Genomic DNA, 20,189 nt, shown 5'->3' on the forward strand with positions numbered 1-20,189 from the left:
CCCTCGCCCCTAGACTCGGCGGGTGACTCTGAGGCTCCACGACACCGCGACGCGCGAGGCGCGCGACTTCGTCCCCCTGGTCGAGGGTCGGGCGGGCATCTACGTGTGTGGCCTCACCGTCCAGTCGGAGCCCCACGTGGGCCACGTGCGCTCCGCGGTCAACTTCGACGTCCTGCGGCGCTGGCTGACCGCGACCGGCTACGACGTCGACTTCATCCGCAACGTCACCGACATCGACGACAAGATCCTCGCCAAGTCCGCGGAGCAGGGCGTCCACTGGTACGCCCTCGCCAGCGCGATGAAGCGCGAGCTCGACTCCGCGCTCGCCGCGATCAACGTGCTGCCCCCGACCTACGAGCCGGGCGCCACCGGGCACGTGCCCGAGATCGTCGAGCTGATCGAGCAGCTCGTCGTCCGCGGCCATGCCTACGCGGCCGAGGACGGCAGCGGGGACGTCTACTTCGACGTGCGGAGCTGGCCGTCCTACGGCGAGCTGACGCGGCAGAAGATCGACGACATGGAGCCGGCAGGTGACGCCGACCCGCGCGGCAAGCGCGACCCGCGCGACTTCGCCCTCTGGAAGGGCTGGAAGAAGGAGACCGAGCCGCAGACGGCGGCCTGGCCCTCGCCCTGGGGCCCGGGGCGTCCGGGCTGGCACATCGAGTGCTCCGCGATGGCCGGGAAGTACCTCGGCCCGGCGTTCGACATCCACGGTGGCGGCGTCGACCTCCGCTTCCCGCACCACGAGAACGAGCAGGCCCAGTCCCGGGCGGCCGGCCGGCCGTTCGCGTCGTACTGGCTGCACAACGCCTGGATCACCACCGCGGGCGAGAAGATGAGCAAGTCGCTCGGCAACTCCCTGCTCATCCCGTCGGTGCTCGAGCGCGTGCGCGGGATCGAGCTGCGCTACTACATGGTGGCCGCGCACTACCGCTCGCACGTCGAGTTCTCCTTCCAGGCGCTCGACGAGGCGGCCAAGGCGTTCCAGCGGGTCGAGGACTTCCTCGACCGCGCCGCCCCGGTCGTCGGCTCGTGGTTCGCCGCGCTGCCCGACACCTTCATCGAGGCGATGGACGACGACCTCGGCACCCCGGCCGCCGTCGCGGTCATCCACGACTCCGTGCGCGAGGGCAACCGGCTCCTGACCGCCGGGCCGTCCGACGCGCTGAGCCGGACCTTCGGCGAGGTCATCGCGATGCTCGACGTGCTCGGCCTCAACCCGGCCGACCCCGCCTGGGCCACCGGCCGCAGCGACGACCGGCTCACCGACGTGGTCGACGCCCTGGTGCAGGGCCTCCTGGCCGAGCGTGCGGCTGCCCGCGAGGCCAAGGACTGGGCGCGGGCCGACGCGATCCGGGACCAGATCAAGGCAGCCGGTGTCGAGGTCGAGGACACCCCGTCCGGACCGAAGTGGAGCGTGTGAAGTGGCTGGCAATTCGAAGCGCAAGGGCGCCATCAAGAAGACCGGCAAGGGCAACCCCACCGCCGGGTCCGGCGGTCGCGTACGCCGCGGCCTCGAGGGCAAGGGACCGACGCCGAAGGCCAAGGACCGGCCCTACCACAAGGCGCACAAGTCGGCGGCCCGAGCGGAGAAGGAGCGGTCCACCCGCCCCAAGCGTCGTACGACCTCCGAGGCGGAGTGGGCGGCCGGGCGCAACTCGGTGGTCGAGCTGCTGCAGGCGGGCGTGCCCGTCTCGGCGATCTACGTCGCCGAGGGCGCCGAGCGCGACGGCCGGATGCGCGAGGCGTTCCGGCTCGCCGCCGACCGTGGACTCACGCTGCTCGAGGTCACCCGCAACGAGATGGACCGGATGACCAGCGGCGCCGTGCACCAGGGCCTCGCCGTACGCCTCCCGGCCTACGAGTACGCCCACGCCGACGACCTGCTGGAGCGTGCCGCGGAGCTCAAGGAGCCGGCCCTCATCGTGGCGCTCGACCAGGTGACCGACCCCCGCAACCTGGGCGCGGTCATCCGCTCGGCCGCGGGCTTCGGCGCCCACGGCGTGCTGATCCCCGAGCGCCGTGCCGCCGGCATCACGGCCTCGGCGTGGAAGACCAGCGCCGGCGCGGCTGCTCGGCTGCCCGTCGCCCAGACCGTCAACCTGACCCGCCAGCTGAAGGCCTACCAGGACGCCGGCTGCATGGTCGTCGGCCTCGCCGCTGACGGCGACATCACGCTGCCCGAGCTGGTCGCGCCGGACGGGCTGGCCGCAGGCCCGCTCGTCGTGGTGGTGGGCTCGGAGGGCAAGGGCCTGGGCCGTCTGGTCACCGAGACCTGCGACCAGATCGTGTCGATCCCGATGGCCGGTCAGCTGGAGTCCCTCAACGCCGGTGTGGCCGCCTCGGTGGCTCTCTACGCGATCTCGCAGGCCCGCCTGGGATGAGCTCCGCCGGATGAGCCTCCCGCGTCGCCTGCTCGTCGGCGCCGCGCTGGTGACCCTCAGCGTGGCGCTCGGCCTGGTGGTCGCGGTGTCGCTGTTCCTCACCAGCAGCCGGACGGTGGTGCTGCTGGGGCACGACACCGTCGTGCGTCCCACCCTGGCGCGCGACGCGGTGATCCAGACGGGGCCGATCCTCCCGGACCTCCGGATCCGCGACGTGGGACCAGTGGGGGCCACGTTGGCGCTCGGCAAGACCGAGGTCGGCTCGATCGAGGAGCTGGTCGACCGCTACGCCTACATCGCCGGCGACCCGACGGCGCAGGTCGACAAGGTGAGGGCCGTGCTCATCGACATGGCCGTGGCGGCGGCCATCCGCGGGCTGGGGGTGGGTCTGCTGCCGGTGGCGGTGTTCCTGCTCCTCGGACGCCACCGCCGCGGAGAGCTCTTCCGCGGTCTCCGCACCCGGCAGGGGCTGCTGGCGCTGGTCCTGATCCTGGTCCTGCCCGTGCTGGTCTGGCAGCCGTGGGAGTCTCCGGAGGAGACGCAGGAGGGTCAGGGCACCTGGGTGACCCTCGAGGACTTCGTCGGTCCGGAGGCCGTCCTGCCCCGCGAGGTCCGCGACATCGAGATCCGCACGAGCGCGTTCACCACGCAGAGCAGGCGGCTGGTGCTCAGCGCGCTCGGGACCTACAGCACGAGCAAGGACTTCTACTCCGACGCGGCAGCAGAGGCGGCGGACCTCGACCTCCGTGAGCCGGAGCCGGGGGAGACGGTGGCGCTGCTGGTGAGCGACCGCCACGACAACATCGGGATGGACCGCGTCGCGCGGGCCGTCGGTGAGGCTGCGGGCGCCAGCGTCGTGCTCGACGCGGGGGACGACACCTCCACCGGGCAGCCGTGGGAGGCGTTCAGCCTCGACTCGTTGGCCGGAGCCTTCGAGGACTGGGACCGCTTCGGCGTCGCCGGCAACCACGACCACGGCCCCTTCGTCAGTGGCTACCTGGCCGATCTCGGCTGGACGATGCTCGACAGCGAGGTGGTCGAGGCGCCCTGGGGAGGTTCCCTCCTCGGCGTCGACGACCCCCGCAGCAGCGGCCTGGGGAGCTGGCGCGACGAGACCGGCCTGAGCTTCGCCGAGGTCGCCGAACGCCTGGCCGACACCGCCTGCTCGGCCATGGAGGACGGGAAGCGGGTGAGCACCGTGCTGGTCCACGACGCCAACCTCGGCCGCGAGGCGCTGAGCCGCGGGTGCGTGGACCTCGTGGTCGGCGGGCACACCCACGTCCAGGCAGGACCCGATGCGGTCGAGGGCGAGGACGGCAGCGTCGGCTACCGGTGGACCAACGGCACGACCGGCGGGGCGGCGTACGCCATCGCGCTCGGCAGCAAGCCGCGCCGCAACGCCGACGTCAGTCTCGTCACCTACGCCGACGGACGCCCCACCGGCCTGCAGTGGGTGCGCCTGCGCACCGACGGGACGTGGCGGGTCGGCGACTGGGCGCCCATCGAGCCCGTGGCCGCCGACGACCTCACTCCTCGCCCGTGATCGCCTCGTCCGGCTTCGCGGTCAGGAAGCGGTCGATGTAGTCACGAGCGGTCTCGTGGATGCCGACCTCCTCGCCGGCCTGCTCCGAGAGGTACCAGCGGTGCTCGAGGATCTCGTGGAAGATCTCGGCCGGCTCCAGCTTGCCGGTCGCGTCGGGCGGGATCATCGCCATGATCGGCTCGAAGATCTCGTGCATCCAGCGGCTCGCGACCAGGTGCTTGTCCTCGCGGCCGAGGTCGAGGTGCGCGGTGTAGGACGCGATGTCGTTGAGCAGTCGGCGCGCCTGGTTGTCCTCGACCGTCATCCCGGTCAGCGCCTGGATCTCGCGTGTGTGGTGGCCGAGGTCGACGACCTTCGGCTGGATCCTGACGGTGTCGCCCCCGAGGTCGGTGACGATGTCGAGCTCGTCGACGTCGAAGCCGAGGTCGTTGAGCCGCTCGACGCGGCGTTCGATCCGCCACATCTCGTCGGCGCGGAACTCCTCCAGACCGGTCAGCTCGCCCCACAGCGCCTCGTAGCGCTCGCGCAGGTGATCGACGATGGCCAGCCCGTCGATCGGGCGGTTGACCGCGCCGCTGGCGCTGAGGTCCATCAGCTCGGCGAAGATGTTCTCGCAGCCGACGGTGATGTCGTACTCCCGCATCCGGTCGCTCACTCCCTCGTGCAGCTCGCCGGTCTCGGCGTCCACGAGGTAGGCGGCGAACTCGCCGGCGTTGCGGCGGAACAGCACGTTGGACAGCGAGACGTCGCCCCAGAAGAAGCCGGCCAGGTGCAGCCGCACGAGCAGCACCACGATGGCGTCGATGAGGATCGGCACGTGCTCGGCGTCCATGCCGCGGCTGAAGAGGCTGCGGTAGGGGAGCGAGAACTGGAGGTGCTGCGTGATCAGCGCCGCCGGCAGCTCCTCGCCCTGGCCGTCCTCGCGACCGGTGACGACGCCCTGCGGGACGACGGCCGGCATGCCCATCCGCTGGAGGTCGCGCAGCATCCGGTACTCCCGGAAGGCGATGTCGCCCTGCGTCTCCTTGACGGCGTAGACCCGGTCGCGGAGCCGCACGATCCGCACCACGTGGCGCGACAGGCCGCGCGGGAGGGGGACGACGACGTCGTCGGGCCAGTCCTCGAGCGGGGTGTCCCACGGCAGGCCGAGGATGGCCGGGTCGGGCCGGCTGGCGACGATCCGCATGGCCATCCCAGCAACCTACTCCGTGTCGAGCGCCCAGACGTCGAGCCGCGGTCCGTCGGCCGCCGGCACGTGCACACCGGACGGGCTCGCCGCGAGGTCGGCGCCCCCGGGCTCGGAGCCGAAGAGGTGGGCGCCCGCCGCGACCGGCAGGTCGAAGCCCGGTCCGGCGGCACGCCGCGCCACCACCAGCACCGAGCCCCCCTCGTGCTCGCGGAGGTAGGCGATGGCGTCGGTGTCGACGTGGGCCCACCGCAGGCCCCCGCGCCGGAGCGCGGGGCGCGCTCGTCGCAGCCGCGCCAGGTCGGCGTACGTCGTCAGGGTGGTGCGGTCCCACGTCTCGGGCCGGTCCCACGGCATCGTGCGGCGTGCGTCCTCGCCGTTGACGCCCTCGAGGCCGATCTCGTCGCCGGCGAACACCATCGGGACGCCGGGGAGGGTGAACTGCAGGGCGGCCGCGACGCGGTGCACGGCGGCGTCGCCGCCGACGAGCGTGCGGATGCGCGCGGAGTCGTGCGAGCCGAGGATGTTCCAGCTGTCGGCCGTCGCTCGCCAGCCGAGCGTGCCCTGCCACGCCCGGAAGGTGTCGACCACCGCGGGGCCGCCGCGCCGGGGGACCGGCACCGGACGGCCGAAGGGGCGTGCCGCGGACGCGGGGTCGCGCAGCCAGGACCACACAGGCCAGGAGAAGCCGGAGTAGTTCATGGTGCCGTGCCAGCCGTCACCGTCGACGTCGCCGGTGGCGTCGTGGTTGTGCTCTCCGATGACCCACGGGTCCTCGCGCAGCTCCGCCGCGGTCGCCCTGGCCGCCCGTGCCACGTCGTGGGCCACGTCGATGGGGCCGAGGCGGCCGGTCATGTTCGCCACGTCGATGCGCCAGCCGTCGACGTCGTAGGGCGGGCGCAGCCAGCGCCCGACGACCGAGTCAGGACCTTCCACCATCGCGGCGCGCAGGTCGGGGTCGGTGTGGTTGATCTTGGGCAGCGTGCCGTGCCCCATCCAGCAGGCGTAGCTGCCGTCGTCGCCGAAGTAGTAGAAGGACCGGTGGGGGTCCTCCGGGTCGTCGGCGGCGGCGAGGAACCACTCGTGGGTGTCGCCGGTGTGGTTGGTGGTGAGGTCACCCAGGATCCGCCAGCCGCGCTCGTGCACGGCGGTGCTCAGCCGGGCGTACGCCTCGTCCCCGCCGAGCAGCGGGTCGACCTCGGTGAAGGTGGTGGCGTTGTAGCGGTGGTTGCTCTCGCCGGGGAAGACCGGGGTCGTGTAGAGGATGTCGGCACCGACGTCGGCGACGTGGTCGAGGTGCTCGGTGATGCCGTCGAGGTCGCCGCCGAAGAGCTGCATCGGCGTGCGCGGGTCGTCGGGCTCGAACGCCACCTCCTCGTCCCACCCGGCGGGCAGCGCCCAGTCGGGGCTGGGGCGGTCGTCGGCTGCCGCGGACCGGGCGAACCGGTCCGGGAAGACCTGGTAGACCACGCCGTCGCGGCCCCAGTCGGGCGCCGCTGAATGGGCGGACAGCCGGAAGTCGGTGGCGTCGGGCACGTCGTGCCCCACGGTGCCGGCGCCGGTGAGCCACTCCTGGGCGCTCTCCCCGTCCGGGCCGGTGCGGACGAGCAGGAAGCGGTAGTGCGTCACCGGGTTGTGGACCGGCAGCCCGCCCTCCCACCACACGGTGTCGCCGTCGGTGGTGGCGGTCATGGGGTGGTACACCGGCTCGGCGTCGTACGTCGTGCGCAGCCAGATCGCGTCCACCGGATCGTCGGCGCTCGTCCGCACCCGCACGGCCACCGTGGCGCCCAGCGTCGGCGCCTCGTCCGCGACGTAGAGCGACGAGCCGTCGTGGTGGGGGAGGTGGAGGAGGCTCACGGGGTCCATCCTCGCAGCCGCGGGTGCGCTGACTAGGATTGCGCCGCGTCCCCGGACGCACGCCGCGTTAGCTCAGGGGTAGAGCACCAATCTTGTAAATTGGGTTGCGAGAGTTCGAATCTCTCACGCGGCTCCGGTGTCGGTGGTCCTTCCTAGGGTCCTGGCATGTTCTGTCTCGGATGTGGGACCGCCCTCACCAAGCGGCATCAGAAGGTCTTCTGCAGCAACCGTTGCCAGCGCGCCGTGGAGCGCGCGGGCAACGTGGCTCGATGGCTGGAGACCGGTGTGGCGCAGCCCGGGAGCGGGACGGGGCACTACGTCCGACTGCACGTGCTCGAGGAGCAGGGCTCCGCCTGTGCCATCTGCCGATGTCCGACGACATGGCAGGGGAGCGAGCTGCGCCTCGTCCTCGACCATGTCGACGGCGACGCGAGCAACAACCGACGGGACAACCTCCGGCTGGTGTGTCCCAACTGCGACTCGCAGCTGCCCACCTTCAAGGCGCGCAACCGAGGCAAGGGGCGCGCGTGGCGCCGTCAGCGCTACGCCGACGGCAAGTCCTACTAGCGCACCTGCTCCACCGCGAACTCGCACGCCGGCGCGGCGATCGCGTCCTGGGCGGCGATGAGCCGGAGCTCGCGCTCGCCCGAGTCGAAAGTCTCCTTGAGCACGGCGTAGACCGACGATGCGGTGCGGGCGAGGGCCTCGGCCGCGGAGCCGGTCTCGTGGAGGTGCGCGGTGAAGAGGGCCGCGGTGATGTCGCCCGAGCCGTTGGCCTTCATCGGCAGCCGTGGTGTGGTGACCAGCCAGGCGCCGTCGCCGGTCACGGCCAGCATCTCGATCACGTCGTCGGGCGCACCCTCGCGGATCACCGATGTCACCAGCACGGTCCCCGGACCGAGCGCGCGGACCTCGTCGGCGGCGGCGAGGATGTCGTCGAGCGACGAGGCACCGCTGAGCGAGTCGTTGTCGGTGATGAAGCCGAGCTCGAACTGGTTCGGGGTGAGCACGTCGGCCACCGGGATGACCGTCGACCGGTACTTCGGCGGGATCGCCGGGTTGACGAAGCAGCCCGAGGTGGCGTTGCCCATCACCGGGTCGCACGTGTAGGTCGCGGCGGGGTTCGCAGCCTTCACCTGGGCCACTGCGTCAGCGATCACGTCCGCGATCTCCGGCGAGCCCTGGTAGCCGGACAGCACGGCGTCGCACGTCTCGAACGCGCCCCGCTCGCCGATGCCGGTGACGACCTCGCGCACGTCGTCGGCCGGGATCAGCGGTCCGCGCCAGGCGCCGTAGCCGGTGTGGTTGGAGAAGTTCACCGTCAGCACGGGCCAGACCTCGTGGCCGAGCCGCTGGAGGGGGAAGACGGCCGCGGAGTTGCCGACGTGGCCGTAGGCGACGTGGGACTGGATCGAGAGGACGCGCACGGTCCGAGACTAGGCCACCTGCAGGGACCGCTTGGACAGGCCCATCCAGTAGCCGTCGATGACCTGGATGCCCGGTTCGTCGGCCGTCGTCGCCGCGCCGAGGGTGACGAAGAGCGGGGTGTAGTGCTCGACGGTGGGGTGGGCGTAGGGCATGCCGGGCGCCTTGGCCTTGTAGTCGGACAGCAGGTCCACGTCGCCGCGGGTGAGGGCGTCGGCGGCCCAGAGGTCGAAGTCCTTGCTCCAGCCGGGCGCCGCGGCGTCGATGCTCCAGTCCTTGAGGAACGGCAGACCGTGGGTGAGGAAGCCGGAGCCGATGATCAGCACGCCCTCGTCGCGGAGGGGGCGCAGCCGCTCACCGAGCTGCATCAGGCGGTGCGGGTCGTCGGTGGGCAGCGACATCTGCAGCACCGGGATGTCGCCCTTCGGGAACATGATCTTCAGCGGCACCCAGGCGCCGTGGTCGAGGCCGCGCGACGTGTGCTGGTGCACCGGCTCGGTGCTCGGCATCATCGCCGCCACCCGCTGGGCCAGCGCCGAGGCGTCGGGCGTCTCGTAGGTCATCTGGTAGTACTTCGGCGCGAAGCCACCGAAGTCGTAGACCAGCGGTGCGAAGTTCGCGCTCAGGCTCACCGGCGCGGACTCCCAGTGCGCGCTCACGATGAGGATCGCCTTGGGTCGCGGGAGGTCCCTGGCCCAGGCGGCGAGCTGCCCCGACCAGATCGGGTCGTCGAGCAGTGGCGGGGCACCGTGGCCGATGTACAGGGCAGGCATGCGTTCGTTCATGACATCCTCAATAGTACGGGATTCAACTATATTCCCCGAGCGCCCGTCTGGGTAGTCCACCGGGAAGTGGCGGCGTGGAGGCCGTTCCGGCGACCACGTCCCGGTGGACTACCGCGGCGGTACGTCGTCGTACGACGGCAGCGCCCAGTCGACCGGCGCTCCGCCCTGCTCCTCCAGCAGCCGGTTGACGCGGCTGAACGGCTTCGACCCGAAGAACCCGCGGCGGGCGCTGAGCGGTGAGGGGTGCACTGACTCGACGCACGGCACCTCGCCGAGCAGCGGCTTGAGGGACTGCGCGTGCCGGCCCCACAGGATCGCCGCGCACGGCCCGCCGCGTTCGGCCAGCGCGACGATCGCGCGCTCGGTGATGGCCTCCCAGCCCTTGCCCTGGTGGCTGTTGGACTCCCCGGGGCGCACGGTGAGCGACCTGTTGAGCAGCATCACGCCCTGGTCGGCCCATGCCGACAGGTCGCCGTGCTTCGGGGGCACGACGCCGAGGTCGTCGCGGAGCTCGACGTAGATGTTGACCAGGCTCGGGGGCAACGGCCACACGTGCCGCTCGACCGCGAAGCTCAGCCCGATCGGGTGGCGGGGATTGGGGTAGGGGTCCTGCCCGACCACCAGGACCCGGACGTCGGCCAGGGGGCGTTCGAACGCGCGGAAGACCCGGTCGGCGCCGGGCTGGTAGCCACGTCCGGCTGCGTCCTCGTCCCGCAGGAAGCGGCCCATCGCGGCGATCCGGTCGTCGACGGGCGCCAGCGCCTCCGCCCAGTCGGCGGCGATGCGTCCCTTCTCGACCAGACCCGCGAGCGAGCCCGCCGGGGAGCTCACCGTCCACCTCCCCGCACGGGCCGCTGCAGCCGGTCGAGGAACGCCTTGAGCAGCGCCTCGCGCATCGCAGGCGACGCCACGTCGAGCATCGCGTTGACCTCCGCCATCCGGGTCGGCAGCTCGAGGTCGCCCGCTGCCGAGGCGCCCACCAGCCCGGAGGCGGCGAGCAGGCCGTCGAAGTCGTCGTCACCCAGTGCGGCGGGGTCCAACGCCTCGATGAAGGCGACCACGCCCGGGTCCACCGCGACGGGTCCGGCCTCCTGGGCTGCCTCCACTGACTCGCGCAGCGCGTCGCCGAACTCGGCGACGTGCGCCCGGGTGCCGGCGCTCACCGACAGGTGGATGCTCGGCCCGTCGTCGCCGAAGGACAGCTGCGGCTGGACGTACCACCCACGAGCCACCAGCTCGTCGGTCAGCGTGAACGGGTCGCACGAGTCGTCGGTGGCCAGCGTGACGAGGGTCGAGTCCGGCTGGGTGACCAGGCGCAGCGCCGGCTCCGCGTCGACGTACGACACGATCGCGTCGACCGTCTCGAACGCCTGTGCGGCGAGGTCGAGGTAGCCCGCGTCGCCGACCTGCTGCACGACCGCCCACGTGCCGGCGATGGGGCCGCCCGACCGTGTCGACTGGGTGGTGGCGTTGAGCATCGTGTAGCCCGGCCACGCCGCCGAGGCGAAGAACTGCGGTCGGCGCAGGTCCGCGTCGCGGTGGAGGAGCAACGAGGTGCCCTTGGGGGCGTAGGCGTACTTGTGCGTGTCCACGCTGATCGAGGTGACCCCCTCGACCGCGAAGGTCCACGGCGGCACGTCGCGGCCGAGGCGGGCGGCGTACGGCAGCACCCAGCCGCCGATGCACGCGTCGACGTGGCAGCGCACGCCCCGCGCTGCGGCAGCGGCGGCGACCTCCGTGACCGGGTCGACCACCCCGTGGGCGTACGACGGTGCGCTGGCGACGACAAGCACGGTGTCCGCGTCGATCGCCGCGGCCATCGCGGCGGCGTCGGCGCGGAAGTCCGGACCGACCGGGACCAGGACGGCCTCCACGCCGAAGTAGTGGGCGGCCTTGTGGAAGGCCGCGTGGGCGGTCGACGGCAGCACCATCCGCGGCCGGTCGACCTCCGGGCGGCTGTCGCGCGCCCCCTGCACGGCGAGGAGGATCGACTCGGTGCCGCCGGACGTCACCGTGCCGACCGCAGTGCCAGGAGCGTCGAGGAGGTCGCACGCGAATCCGACGAGCTCGTTCTCCATCTGCAGCAGCGACGGGAACGCTGTCGGGTCGAGCGCGTTGGAGCCGGCGTAGGCCGCGACGGCCTCGCTCCCGACGCGGTCGACCTCGGCGTCGCCCGAGTCGTAGACGTAGGCCAGCGTGCGACCGCCGTGGACCGGGAGGTCGGCTCCCTGGAGCGCACGCAGCCGCTCGAGGGGGTGCTCGGTGGGACGGTCGGACTCAGCCACGGAGAGCTCCTTCCGCGGCCGCCACCTCGGCGGCGTCGAGGGTGTACTGGCGCAGCCACCAGAGGCTGATCAGCGTCAGTGCCGCAGGGAGCACCGAGAAGCCCAGCGTGATCGCGGTGAGCGCCGAGTCGGGTTGGGTGATCTCGCGGCCCTCGCTGGACAGGTAGCCGCCGAGGGCGAGCACCACGGCGAAGACCGCCGGGCCGAGCGCGAGCCCGAGGGTCTCCCCGGCCGTCCAGACGCCTGTGTAGACGCCGGCGCGGTTCTCGCCCGTGCGCGCCGAGTCGACCGCGGCCGCGTCGGGCAGCATCGCCATCGGGAAGACCTGGCAGCCGGCGTAGCCCACGCCCACCAGCGCGGTGGCGGCGAACACCACCCCGGCCGGCGCGACCCGGGCGGTCGCCGCCAGCACGGCCCCGGCCGCGAGCACGACGGACGCGATCGCGTAGCCGCGGCGCTTGCCGATGCGGGTGCCGATCGCGGTCCACGCCGGGGTCAGCAGCAGGGCCGGACCGACGAAGCAGACGAACAGGACCGTGGCGGCACCCGTGCTCCCGAGCACCTCGCCGGCGAGGTAGTCGACGCCGGCGAGCATGCAGCCCGTCGCCAGCGCCTGCAGGATGAAGGTCGTGAGCAGCACGCGGAAGTCGCGGGCCTGCCCGACGATGCGCAGCTGCTCGCGCAACGAGCCGGCCCCGGCCGCGACGGCGCCGATCGGTGCGTTCCTCGTGCCCCACCAGGCGCTCAGGACGCCGACGACGATCAGCGTCGCCATCACCACGCCCATCACGCGGTAGCCGTCGCGCCCGCCGACCGCGTCGCGGATCAGCGGCGCGGTCGCCCCGGCCAGCATGATCGTGAACGCGAGGATCGCCACGCGCCACGTCATCAGCCGCGTGCGCTCGTCGTACGACGCGGTGATCTCGGCCGGCATCGCGACGTAGGGCACCTGGAAGAACGCGTAGGCCGACGCCGCCAGCACGAAGAACACCAGGACCCAGGTGGCCTCCAGCGCCGAGCTGTCGAGCCCCGGGGCCGCGAAGATCAGCGCGAACGCGCCGGCCAGCATCAGCCCGGCGCGGAGCAGCCACGGCCTGCGCGGCCCGGCCGGGTCGACGGTGCGGTCGCTGATCCGCCCGGCGACCGGGTTGAGCACCACGTCCCAGGCCTTCGGCAGGAACACCACGACGCCCGCCCACAGCGCGGCGATGCCCAGCTCGTCGGTGAGGTAGGGCAGGAGCATCAGGCCGGGCACGGTGCCGAACGCGCCGGTCGCCACCGACCCGCTGCCGTAGCCGACCCGTACGCCTCGGGTCAGGGGCGTGGTCTGGGTTGCGGGCATGGCCGCACTCTAGGCCCGACCTCGCGAGGTCCTCGGTGTTTGCGCGGTGCCTGACGGGGAATCTGTCCCCATCAGGCCAAGGAGAGGTCCCGGATGTCAGGGATACGGCTGGGCCACGCCGGGCGACCGCGCGGCCGCCGAGAACGTCATCAAGGACCTGCGCGACGCCCTGGCGGGGAAGTAGGAGGGCTGGTGTCTGCTGAGGAGTTCACGAGGTTCGCCGCAAGGCTCGCTGCGATCACGTCCGCCGTCGGTGACGCGCTCGAGGCCGACGGGGAGGAGCGCGCGCCCGACATGGAGGTGCCGGTGCTGTGGATGAGCGCCCTGGGTCATGCGGTCGCCGCCGTGCTGCCGACACTGTCGGAGCACACGCAGCGTGCGGTCCTCGACCTGGTCGAGGACGGGATGGCGTCTGGGGGAGAGCTGCTCCGGACCGCTGTCGCGACCGGTCTCCTCGAGGCTCTGGCCCACGACATGGACCGGTCTCGCGTGCCTCGCGACCTCGTCGAGCCGCTCCTGGGGGCGCAGTCGCGTGCGTACCTGAGGGCCTGGGACGAGTTCACGCTCGGCGAGCCCTCGCCGTGAGCGAGGAACGGGACTCCCTGGTGGCGTTCGTCGGTGGGGACGCCGAGGGCGCATGATCGCTGCGCGCGGCCGCGACGGACCCCGGTCAGCGCTGACCGAGGGCGCGTGAGCCGGCGGACCCGTAGCGCCGCGACGGGTTGGAGCCGATCGTGCGGGCACCAGCCTCGGTGGCGGGTGTCTTCTTCGCGAGAGTCTTCTTGCTCGCGGCCTTCCTGCCAGGCGCCTTCTTGCCAGGCGCCTTCTTGGCGGGCGCCTTCTTGGCGGGGGCCTTCTTGGCGGGGGCCTTCTTCGCTGCGGGAGCCCGGCCGGACCAGGCGGCGACCCACTCGTCGATCGCCTGCCAGGTCGTCCCGCGGGCGGCGCGCCCGGTGAGCATGCCGAGGTGCCCGCCGGGGACCACCTCGAAGCGCACCTGCTCGGCCCCCGACAGCAGCGGCACCACCGCGCGTACGGCGGGCAGCGGGGCGATCCCGTCGGTGTTGCCGGCGAAGACGAGCACGGGGACGGTGATCGCGGCCAGGTCGATCGTGCGGTCACCGACGTCCATGCGACCCGCGGCGAGGGCGTTGCCCTTGACGAAGCGGTGGTAGAGCTGGCCGAAGGTGCGACCCGGGTAGGCGGTCATGCTCGACATGAAACGGGTGACGGCCTCGAGCTGGGCGAGGTAGTCGGTGTCGTCGAGGTGGGTCAGCACCGCCAGCGGCTTGGTGACGACCTTCTGGGCCGACGCGGCGGTGAACGCCCAGTTGACCAGCGGCGTCGGGATGCCCCCGAGGGCGCGGTAGGCACGGGTGACCACGCCGCGGCCCTGCGTCAGGTTGAGGAGCGGGCGCACCGGCGCGACCAGCGGCACCTTCGTGACGTCGACGGGGGAGCCCACCACGGTCAACGAGGCGATCGGCAGGTCGTTGCGGTCGGCGGTGACGAGCATCGCGAAGATGCCACCGAGGCTCCAGCCGACCAGGTGCACGGGACGGCCACCGGAGTGCTCGTGCACCGTGCGGATCGCCTCGGGCAGGACCTCGTCGACCCAGTGCTCGACGCCGAGCGCCCGGTTCTTGAAGGACACCTGGCCGTACTCCACGAGGTAGGTCGGCCTGCCCTGCGTCACCAGGTGCTCGACGAGCGAGCAGCCGCGCCGCAGGTCGAAGCAGAGCGCCGGGGCGGCCAGCGGGGTCACGAGCAGCACCGGGTCGCCGGTCTGCTCGACCTCCTTGGCCGGGCGGTAGTGGTAGACCTCGCGCAGCTCCCCGTCGTCGACCAGCGTGCGGGGCATCGGCCGGAGGTCGGCGAGCCCGCCGTAGAGAAGGGTGTGCGCGACGTTTCCCGCCGCGGAGACCACCTGGTCGGGCTTGGGGATCAGATCCATGGAAGAAATCTACGGGCAGGTGCATCCGCTCGGGGGTCTCGGCCGGAGAAGGAGTCGACAGGGCGCCACCGGGTGCCCCCGTAGGAAGGACTCCCCCATGAAGCGTCGCGTTCCCGCCATCCTGGCCGCCTCGGCCCTCGCCCTCGGCGCCGTACAGGCCATGGCCCCCGCTGCCAGCGCGCAGGCAGCCGGCGAGGACAGCCTCGCCGCGCTGCTGACGTCCGACGGCAACCAGTTCGACAAGAACAAGTCCGACTTCGACATCGTCACCGAGGCGGCCCTCGCGGTGGTCGCCGCCAAGCCGGACTCCCCGGTCGCGCTGATCGCCGACGGCTCGCAGCGCCTCACGGTCTTCGCGCCCACCGACCAGGCCTTCCGCCTCCTGGCCAAGGACCTCACGGGCAAGACCATCAAGAGCGAGAAGAAGGTCTTCGAGGCGCTCGTCGACCTCGCGGGCGTGGACACCATCGAGACGGTGCTGCTCTACCACGTCGTCCCGGGCAAGACCCTCACGAGCAACAAGGTCCTCAAGGCCAACGGCGCCAAGCTGATGACCGCCGCCGGCGAGACCGTCAAGGTCAAGGTCCGCACCAAGCCCTCGGTCTCGATCACGCTCAAGGACAAGGACCGGAACGACCAGGACCCGAAGGTCGTGCTCAAGGCCCTCGACCTCAACAAGGGCAACAAGCAGGTCGCGCACGGCATCGACCGCGTGCTGCGCCCGATCGACCTCTGACCGGCCGACAGCAGCAACGATCCTGACGGGTGGGGAACGCCGATGACAGTCGTGCCGTTCCCCGCCCGCTCGGGCCGCCGGTACGGTGGCCGCGTGGTCACCGGTGTCATGGCGTTCGAGGGCGAGCAGGACGACTACGTCCACTCGGTCGCCGCGCGCCTCGTCGCCGGTGACGAGACGGCCCTCGAGGAGATCTACGACCGGTGGTCCGCGCTGGTCCACACCTATGCCCTGCGAGCGCTGGGCGACCCGCACGACGCGGAGGAGGCCACCCAGCAGGTCTTCATCAGCGCGTGGCGCAGCCGTCACACGCTGACGCCGAGCCCCGTCGCCCTTCCTGCCTGGCTGCTGGGCATCGCGCGGCACAAGGTCTCCGACGTACGAGCCGGCCGGGCCCGCGACGCCGCCAAGGTCGCGGCCGCGACCACGCTCCCCGAGGCGCAGCAGGTCGAGACAGAGTCGGCCGACCACGCGCTCGCCGACCGGCTGGTCGTGCGCCAGGCCGTGCAGGACCTGCCCGACCCGCGCCGCACGATCGTGTTCCTCGCGTTCTGGGAGGAGCGCAGCCACGTCGAGATCGCGCAGACCACCGGTCTCCCGCTCGGCACCGTCAAGAGCCACGTCCGTCGCGGACTGGCCCAGATCCACCAGCAGCTCGAGGGGGTGCGCCGTGCCACACGTTGACCTCGACGACCTCGCGGGCCTCGCTCTCGACCTCGACGACATCGACGACGCGGTGCGCCGTCACGTCGAGTCGTGCGCGGAGTGCGGCGCGGTGCTCGCCTCCCTGACCGAGGCTCGCGCCCTCGCCGGCGAGGGTCCGCTGGTCCCGCCTCCGGACCACGTGCGCGACCAGGTGATGGCACACGTCCACCGCTCCGTCGAGGACCGGCAGCCGGGAGCGGTCGAGGTCGGCGTCGCCCAGCCGATCCCACTCCCCGTCGGGGGTGACGCACGCCGTCCGTCGCGCAGCCGGGTGCCGGCCTGGGCGGCCGGCCTCGCCGCCGGGGTCGCCCTCGTCGCGGGCCTGGGGATCGGCCGGCTGACCGTCGGGGATCCCGAGCGACCGGAGGCGAGCGACCCGCCCACCCCGTCCGGCACGGTGGTCGCCGCCGCGGCCCTCACGGCGCTGGACAGCGACGCCCCACGCGGGGAGGCGAGCGCCGTACGCGCCGACGACACCGTCACGTTGCGCGTCCGGGCCAGCCGGCTCGGCGACGAGGACGGCTTCCACGAGGTCTGGCTGATCAACGTCGACGGCACCCGCATGGTCGCACTCGGTGTGCTCACGCCGGGCGACACCGGCGAGTTCGACGTGCCGCAGGGGCTCATCGACGAGGGCTACCGGATCGTCGACATCTCGGTCGAGCCGGACGACGGCGATCCCACCCACTCGGGTGTGAGCCTGGCGCGTGGAGAGCTCACCTAGACCCCGACACCCTCGACATCCCGGCCCGGGAGGGCTAGGAACGGACCATGAGGTGGCGCTACGCGATCCTGGGCGGCACGGCAGTGGCCGGCACCGCGACGGCGATCCACGACCTGGTCCAGCGCAAGCACGCGATCCTGCGCAACTTCCCGATCATGGGCCACGGCCGCTTCTTCGTGGAGAGGTTCGGCCCCGAGCTGCGGCAGTACATCGTCACCAGCAACGACGAGGAGCGCCCGTTCAGTCGCGACCAACGGCGGTGGGTCTATGCCAGCTCCAAGCTGGAGAACAACTACTTCGGCTTCGGCACCGACAACGACGTCGAGCAGGTCGCGGGCTACCCCGTCATCAAGCACCGGACCTTCACCGGTCCGGGCGCGGCGACGATGCCGCACGCGCAGGAGGAGATCCGGCTGCCGTGCGCCAAGGTGCTCGGCGCCGCCCGGGGGCGTCCGCACGCGTTCCGGCCCGCCTCGGTCGTCAACATCTCCGGGATGAGCTTCGGCTCGCTCTCGGGAAAGGCGATCGAGTCCCTCAACAAGGGCGCGGCGATGGCCGGCTGCCTGCAGAACACCGGCGAGGGTGCGCTGTCCCCGCACCACCGCCACGGGGGCGACATCGTCTTCCAGATCGGTACGTCCTACTTCGGGTGCCGCGACGACAGCGGACGCTTCGACATGCGCCGTCTCGTCGACCTGGTGCAGTCGGCCCCGGTCCGCGCGATCGAGATCAAGCTGAGCCAGGGCGCGAAGCCGGGCCTGGGCGGCATGCTGCCCGGAGAGAAGGTGAGCAGGGAGATCGCCGAGATCCGCGGCATCCCCGAGGGCGTCGACTGCGCCTCGCCCAGCCGGCACGCCGAGTTCGACGACGTCGACTCCATGCTCGACTTCGTCGAGTCGGTGGCGCAGGAGACCGGCCTGCCGGTCGGCATCAAGTCGGCCGTGGGCAACCTGACCATGTGGGACGAGCTGACCACCGAGATGTCTCGCGGCGGGCGTGGGGTCGACTTCATCAACATCGACGGCGGCGAGGGCGGCACCGGCGCCGCCCCGATGATCTTCGCCGACTCGGTGGCCTACCCGTTCCGCATCGGGTTCAGCGAGGTCTACCGCCGCTTCGCCGAGGCCGGGCTGACCGACGACGTCGTCTTCATCGGGGCGGGCAAGCTCGGCATCCCGGAGAACGCGATCGTCGCCTTCGCGCTGGGGGTCGACATGGTCAACGTCGGCCGCGAGGCGATGATGTCGATCGGCTGCATCCAGGCCCAGAAGTGCCACACCGACCACTGCCCGGTCGGCGTGGCGACGCAGAACCCGCGCTACACCCGGGGCCTCGACGTGAGCCTGAAGAGCGTGCGTGCGGCCAACTACATCCGCTCGATGCGCCGCGACCTGCTCAAGGTCTCGGAGGCCGTCGGCGTGGTCCACCCCGGCCTGATCGCCCCTGGCGACATCGACATCCTCGACGGCACCCGTGCGGCGCGCGGGCTCGCCGAGACCTACGGCTACGACCCCGACCGCCCGCGGCTGGCGCCGCGGCTGGTCAAGGAGATCGAGGAGATCATGGTCGCGCAGGACGCCACGAGGCCTGCGCAGGCGCCGGCCTGAGAGCCCTATGTCAAGCAGCCTCCTGATTGAGGAGGTTGAGGCGGCCGTGTAGGTCGGGGTTGTAGGGCACTCGGTCGTGCCAGCAGCGCCACAGGNCGCTGCTCAACGCGATCCGCGACCGCTCCAAGGACGACTGAGAGCCCTATGTCAAGCAGCCTCCTGATTGAGGAGGTTGAGGCGGCCGTGTAGGTCGGGGTTGTAGGGCACTCGGTCGTGCCAGCAGCGCCACAGGATCCTGGTCCAGCCCTGGGCCAGGATCCTTGCTGCGTGGGGATGGCGGCAGCCGCGGTCGCGGGCGCGGTCGTAGGTGTCACGGGCCCAGGGGTTCGCGCGTGGGGTGTCTTGKGCCCAGTCGACGAGCGCGGCGCGGAGGTTCTTGTTGCAGCCGCGGCGGTAGGCGACGTTGAGGTGTTTGCCGGATTGTCGGGTCGAGGGTGCGACGCCGGCCGCCGCGGCCAGCGCGGCGGGGTCGGGGAACCGGGCTCGGCAGTCGCCGACCTCGGCCAGCAGTGTGGCGGCACGGATCACGCCGGCGCGGGGCAGGGACGTGAAGATCGGGCCGTCGGGGTGTGCCAGAAGTGCTTCCTTCATCCGTGTTTCGAGGTCGGACTGCTGTGCACGCAACGTGGCGAGGAGGTCGACGAGGGTCAGCACGATGAGCTCGCTCGCCTCGGCTGCCGGGCCGGCGGCACGGCCGGTCGCGGCGTCTTGGAGGTGTGCGACGAGCCGGGCCGGAGTGTGGCGTCCGCAGTAGTGGTTGGCCTTGAGCCAGTGCGCCATGCGCAGCTCGGACAGCCACGCTGCTTTGGCTTCCGTGGGGAAGCGGCGCAGGAACGCCAGACTGATCGCGATGTCGAGCTGGCTGAACAGTCCGATCGCGCCGGGGAAGTTGTGCTGCAACACCGCAAGCAGCTGGTTGTGCACCGCGACCCGGTGCCCGATGAGGTCGTGGCGGGCACGCACCAGCATCCGCAGCGCGATCGTCTCGTCGCTGTCTGGCTGGACAACGGCCCACCGTCCGGCGTCGGTGCGTAGCGCGTCGGCCAGCACGAACGCATCGAAGCGGTCGTCCTTGTTCCCCGCTGAGCCGTAGCGGGCACGCAGTGACTTGACCTGCCGGGCTGAGATCACCACGACCTCGAACCCGTCACGGATCAGGTGCTCGACCACGGGTCCGTCGCCGCGCTCGATCCCGACCCGGTCCACGCCATGGCGACGCAGCAGCGTGGTGACCCTTGCCAGACCCGGCCGCGTGTGCGGGAGGGTTGCTTCTTCGATGCGCTGGCCGTCGTCGTCGACGATGCACAGTGCGTGGTGCTGCCAGGACCAGTCGATCCCGGCGTGACAGATCGTCCCAGAGGTGGAAGTGCTGGGCGTAGCCTTCATTTCGGGTGCTCCTTCCGTCAGCCCACGGATCAAGCACTCCGGTCCGGGACGTGACGGTCGGTCGCTCACTGAGGCGCTCCGGCGGCCCGCGAGGGTCACGTGGCGCATAGCCCTATGGCCGATCTGCACGTCCCGGGCCACCAGGCCCTGCAACTCTCAGGCAGGTCCTCACCGAAGCAGGACTCGGTCAGCTCGGCAGTGGCCCGGTGACTCGGGGTGCAGACAAGACACCTACTCCTGTCTGACCCCTACGGTCCACCAGTGAGG

At 71.8% G+C, this 20,189-nt stretch carries 18 protein-coding genes and 1 tRNA gene; 10 read left to right on the plus strand and 9 right to left on the minus strand.

From position 1 onward, the window contains the following. Positions 1 to 22: 22 nt before the first annotated feature. Genes cysS through ASC64_RS09110 form a run of 3 tightly spaced genes read left to right on the plus strand, consistent with a single transcriptional unit; the run spans position 23 to position 3,927 of the window. Positions 23 to 1,423, plus strand: a complete 1,401-nt coding sequence (gene cysS, locus ASC64_RS09100; protein WP_056907194.1) for a cysteine--tRNA ligase — start codon at positions 23 to 25, stop codon at positions 1,421 to 1,423. A gap of 1 nt (position 1,424) precedes the next feature. Continuing rightward, the gene (gene rlmB / locus ASC64_RS09105; protein ID WP_056907195.1) at positions 1,425 to 2,384 is read left to right on the plus strand and encodes a 23S rRNA (guanosine(2251)-2'-O)-methyltransferase RlmB; all 960 of its coding nucleotides are present in this window, start codon (positions 1,425 to 1,427) and stop codon (positions 2,382 to 2,384) included. Positions 2,385 to 2,394: 10 nt separating this feature from the next. Continuing rightward, positions 2,395 to 3,927, plus strand: a complete 1,533-nt coding sequence (locus tag ASC64_RS09110) for a metallophosphoesterase family protein (protein ID WP_056907196.1) — start codon at positions 2,395 to 2,397, stop codon at positions 3,925 to 3,927. Here ASC64_RS09110 and ASC64_RS09115 read toward each other — a convergent pair. Together ASC64_RS09115 and ASC64_RS09120 are read right to left on the minus strand one after the other, a co-directional pair. After that, positions 3,911 to 5,119, minus strand: coding sequence for a DUF4032 domain-containing protein (locus ASC64_RS09115; protein ID WP_056907197.1), 1,209 nt, complete (start codon positions 5,117 to 5,119; stop codon positions 3,911 to 3,913). The two genes, ASC64_RS09110 and ASC64_RS09115, sit on opposite strands and share 17 nt — an antisense overlap. Positions 5,120 to 5,128: 9 nt before the next feature. Beyond that, positions 5,129 to 6,973 carry a glycoside hydrolase family 13 protein gene (locus ASC64_RS09120; RefSeq protein ID WP_082550318.1) on the minus strand — a complete coding sequence of 615 codons (1,845 nt, stop codon included), beginning with the start codon at positions 6,971 to 6,973 and terminating at the stop codon, positions 5,129 to 5,131. Positions 6,974 to 7,034: 61 nt separating this feature from the next. Between ASC64_RS09120 and ASC64_RS09125 the strand changes: the two genes are divergently transcribed. Together ASC64_RS09125 and ASC64_RS09130 are read left to right on the plus strand one after the other, a co-directional pair. Further along, positions 7,035 to 7,106, plus strand: a tRNA-Thr gene (locus ASC64_RS09125). Positions 7,107 to 7,138: 32 nt separating this feature from the next. Next, positions 7,139 to 7,540 (plus strand): HNH endonuclease, encoded by a 402-nt coding sequence (locus tag ASC64_RS09130; RefSeq protein ID WP_056907199.1) that lies wholly within the window; start codon positions 7,139 to 7,141, stop codon positions 7,538 to 7,540. Here ASC64_RS09130 and pdxY read toward each other — a convergent pair. The 5 genes from pdxY to ASC64_RS09155 all read right to left on the minus strand — a co-directional run bounded on the left by pdxY (position 7,537) and on the right by ASC64_RS09155 (position 12,810). Next, positions 7,537 to 8,400, minus strand: a complete 864-nt coding sequence (gene pdxY / locus ASC64_RS09135) for a pyridoxal kinase PdxY (RefSeq protein ID WP_056907200.1) — start codon at positions 8,398 to 8,400, stop codon at positions 7,537 to 7,539. The genes ASC64_RS09130 and pdxY overlap by 4 nt on opposite strands. Before the next feature lie 9 nt (positions 8,401 to 8,409). Next, positions 8,410 to 9,171: a dioxygenase family protein gene (locus ASC64_RS09140; protein ID WP_235563609.1), complete on the minus strand. Its 762-nt coding sequence runs from the start codon at positions 9,169 to 9,171 to the stop codon at positions 8,410 to 8,412. A gap of 120 nt (positions 9,172 to 9,291) precedes the next feature. Further along, complete coding sequence (locus ASC64_RS09145; RefSeq protein WP_056907202.1) at positions 9,292 to 10,014, minus strand: uracil-DNA glycosylase; 723 nt, start codon at positions 10,012 to 10,014, stop codon at positions 9,292 to 9,294. After that, positions 10,011 to 11,468, minus strand: coding sequence for a pyridoxal phosphate-dependent decarboxylase family protein (locus tag ASC64_RS09150; protein WP_056907203.1), 1,458 nt, complete (start codon positions 11,466 to 11,468; stop codon positions 10,011 to 10,013). The genes ASC64_RS09145 and ASC64_RS09150 overlap by 4 nt, the downstream gene beginning before the upstream one ends. Beyond that, complete coding sequence (locus ASC64_RS09155) at positions 11,461 to 12,810, minus strand: MFS transporter (RefSeq protein ID WP_056907204.1); 1,350 nt, start codon at positions 12,808 to 12,810, stop codon at positions 11,461 to 11,463. Before ASC64_RS09155 ends, ASC64_RS09150 begins: the two co-directional genes overlap by 8 nt. Before the next feature lie 192 nt (positions 12,811 to 13,002). Between ASC64_RS09155 and ASC64_RS09160 the strand changes: the two genes are divergently transcribed. Beyond that, positions 13,003 to 13,395 (plus strand): DUF7674 family protein, encoded by a 393-nt coding sequence (locus ASC64_RS09160; protein WP_056907205.1) that lies wholly within the window; start codon positions 13,003 to 13,005, stop codon positions 13,393 to 13,395. 85 nt (positions 13,396 to 13,480) lie between these two features. On the opposite strand, the gene ASC64_RS09165 is transcribed toward ASC64_RS09160, so the two are convergent. Next, positions 13,481 to 14,764 (minus strand): alpha/beta fold hydrolase, encoded by a 1,284-nt coding sequence (locus ASC64_RS09165; protein ID WP_082550319.1) that lies wholly within the window; start codon positions 14,762 to 14,764, stop codon positions 13,481 to 13,483. Positions 14,765 to 14,861: 97 nt separating this feature from the next. Here ASC64_RS09165 and ASC64_RS09170 point away from each other — a divergent pair, with 97 nt between their 5' ends. The 4 genes from ASC64_RS09170 (at position 14,862) to ASC64_RS09185 (ending at position 18,536) form a co-directional block, all read left to right on the plus strand. Then, on the plus strand, positions 14,862 to 15,500 hold the full coding sequence (locus ASC64_RS09170) for a fasciclin domain-containing protein (protein WP_056907206.1): 639 nt from the start codon (positions 14,862 to 14,864) through the stop codon (positions 15,498 to 15,500). Positions 15,501 to 15,593: 93 nt separating this feature from the next. Then, positions 15,594 to 16,184: an RNA polymerase sigma factor gene (locus ASC64_RS09175; protein ID WP_200937555.1), complete on the plus strand. Its 591-nt coding sequence runs from the start codon at positions 15,594 to 15,596 to the stop codon at positions 16,182 to 16,184. Next, a complete protein-coding gene (locus ASC64_RS09180) occupies positions 16,171 to 16,929 on the plus strand; it encodes an anti-sigma factor (protein ID WP_056907208.1) in 759 nt (252 codons plus the stop codon). Before ASC64_RS09175 ends, ASC64_RS09180 begins: the two co-directional genes overlap by 14 nt. 47 nt (positions 16,930 to 16,976) lie before the next feature. Beyond that, complete coding sequence (locus tag ASC64_RS09185) at positions 16,977 to 18,536, plus strand: FMN-binding glutamate synthase family protein (protein WP_056907209.1); 1,560 nt, start codon at positions 16,977 to 16,979, stop codon at positions 18,534 to 18,536. Positions 18,537 to 18,683: 147 nt separating this feature from the next. On the opposite strand, the gene ASC64_RS09190 is transcribed toward ASC64_RS09185, so the two are convergent. Next, entirely contained in the window at positions 18,684 to 19,955 is a 1,272-nt protein-coding gene (locus tag ASC64_RS09190; RefSeq protein WP_235563610.1) for an IS110 family transposase, read from the minus strand. Positions 19,956 to 20,189: the final 234 nt, after the last annotated feature.

This window comes from Nocardioides sp. Root122, from assembly GCF_001425025.1.
GTDB lineage: Bacteria > Actinomycetota > Actinomycetes > Propionibacteriales > Nocardioidaceae > Nocardioides.

Excerpts from the sequence above, each read along its gene's own strand:
- ASC64_RS09110 (WP_056907196.1), top strand. The coding sequence starts at position 2,395 with ATGAGCCTCCCGCGTCGCCTGCTCGTCGGCGCCGCGCTGGTGACCCTC.
- ASC64_RS09115 (WP_056907197.1), bottom strand. The coding sequence starts at position 5,119 with ATGGCCATGCGGATCGTCGCCAGCCGGCCCGACCCGGCCATCCTCGGC.
- ASC64_RS09130 (WP_056907199.1), top strand. The coding sequence starts at position 7,139 with ATGTTCTGTCTCGGATGTGGGACCGCCCTCACCAAGCGGCATCAGAAG.
- ASC64_RS09140 (WP_235563609.1), bottom strand. The coding sequence starts at position 9,171 with ATGCCTGCCCTGTACATCGGCCACGGTGCCCCGCCACTGCTCGACGAC.
- ASC64_RS09155 (WP_056907204.1), bottom strand. The coding sequence starts at position 12,810 with ATGCCCGCAACCCAGACCACGCCCCTGACCCGAGGCGTACGGGTCGGC.
- ASC64_RS09165 (WP_082550319.1), bottom strand. The coding sequence starts at position 14,764 with ATGGATCTGATCCCCAAGCCCGACCAGGTGGTCTCCGCGGCGGGAAAC.
- ASC64_RS09170 (WP_056907206.1), top strand. The coding sequence starts at position 14,862 with ATGAAGCGTCGCGTTCCCGCCATCCTGGCCGCCTCGGCCCTCGCCCTC.
- ASC64_RS09185 (WP_056907209.1), top strand. The coding sequence starts at position 16,977 with ATGAGGTGGCGCTACGCGATCCTGGGCGGCACGGCAGTGGCCGGCACC.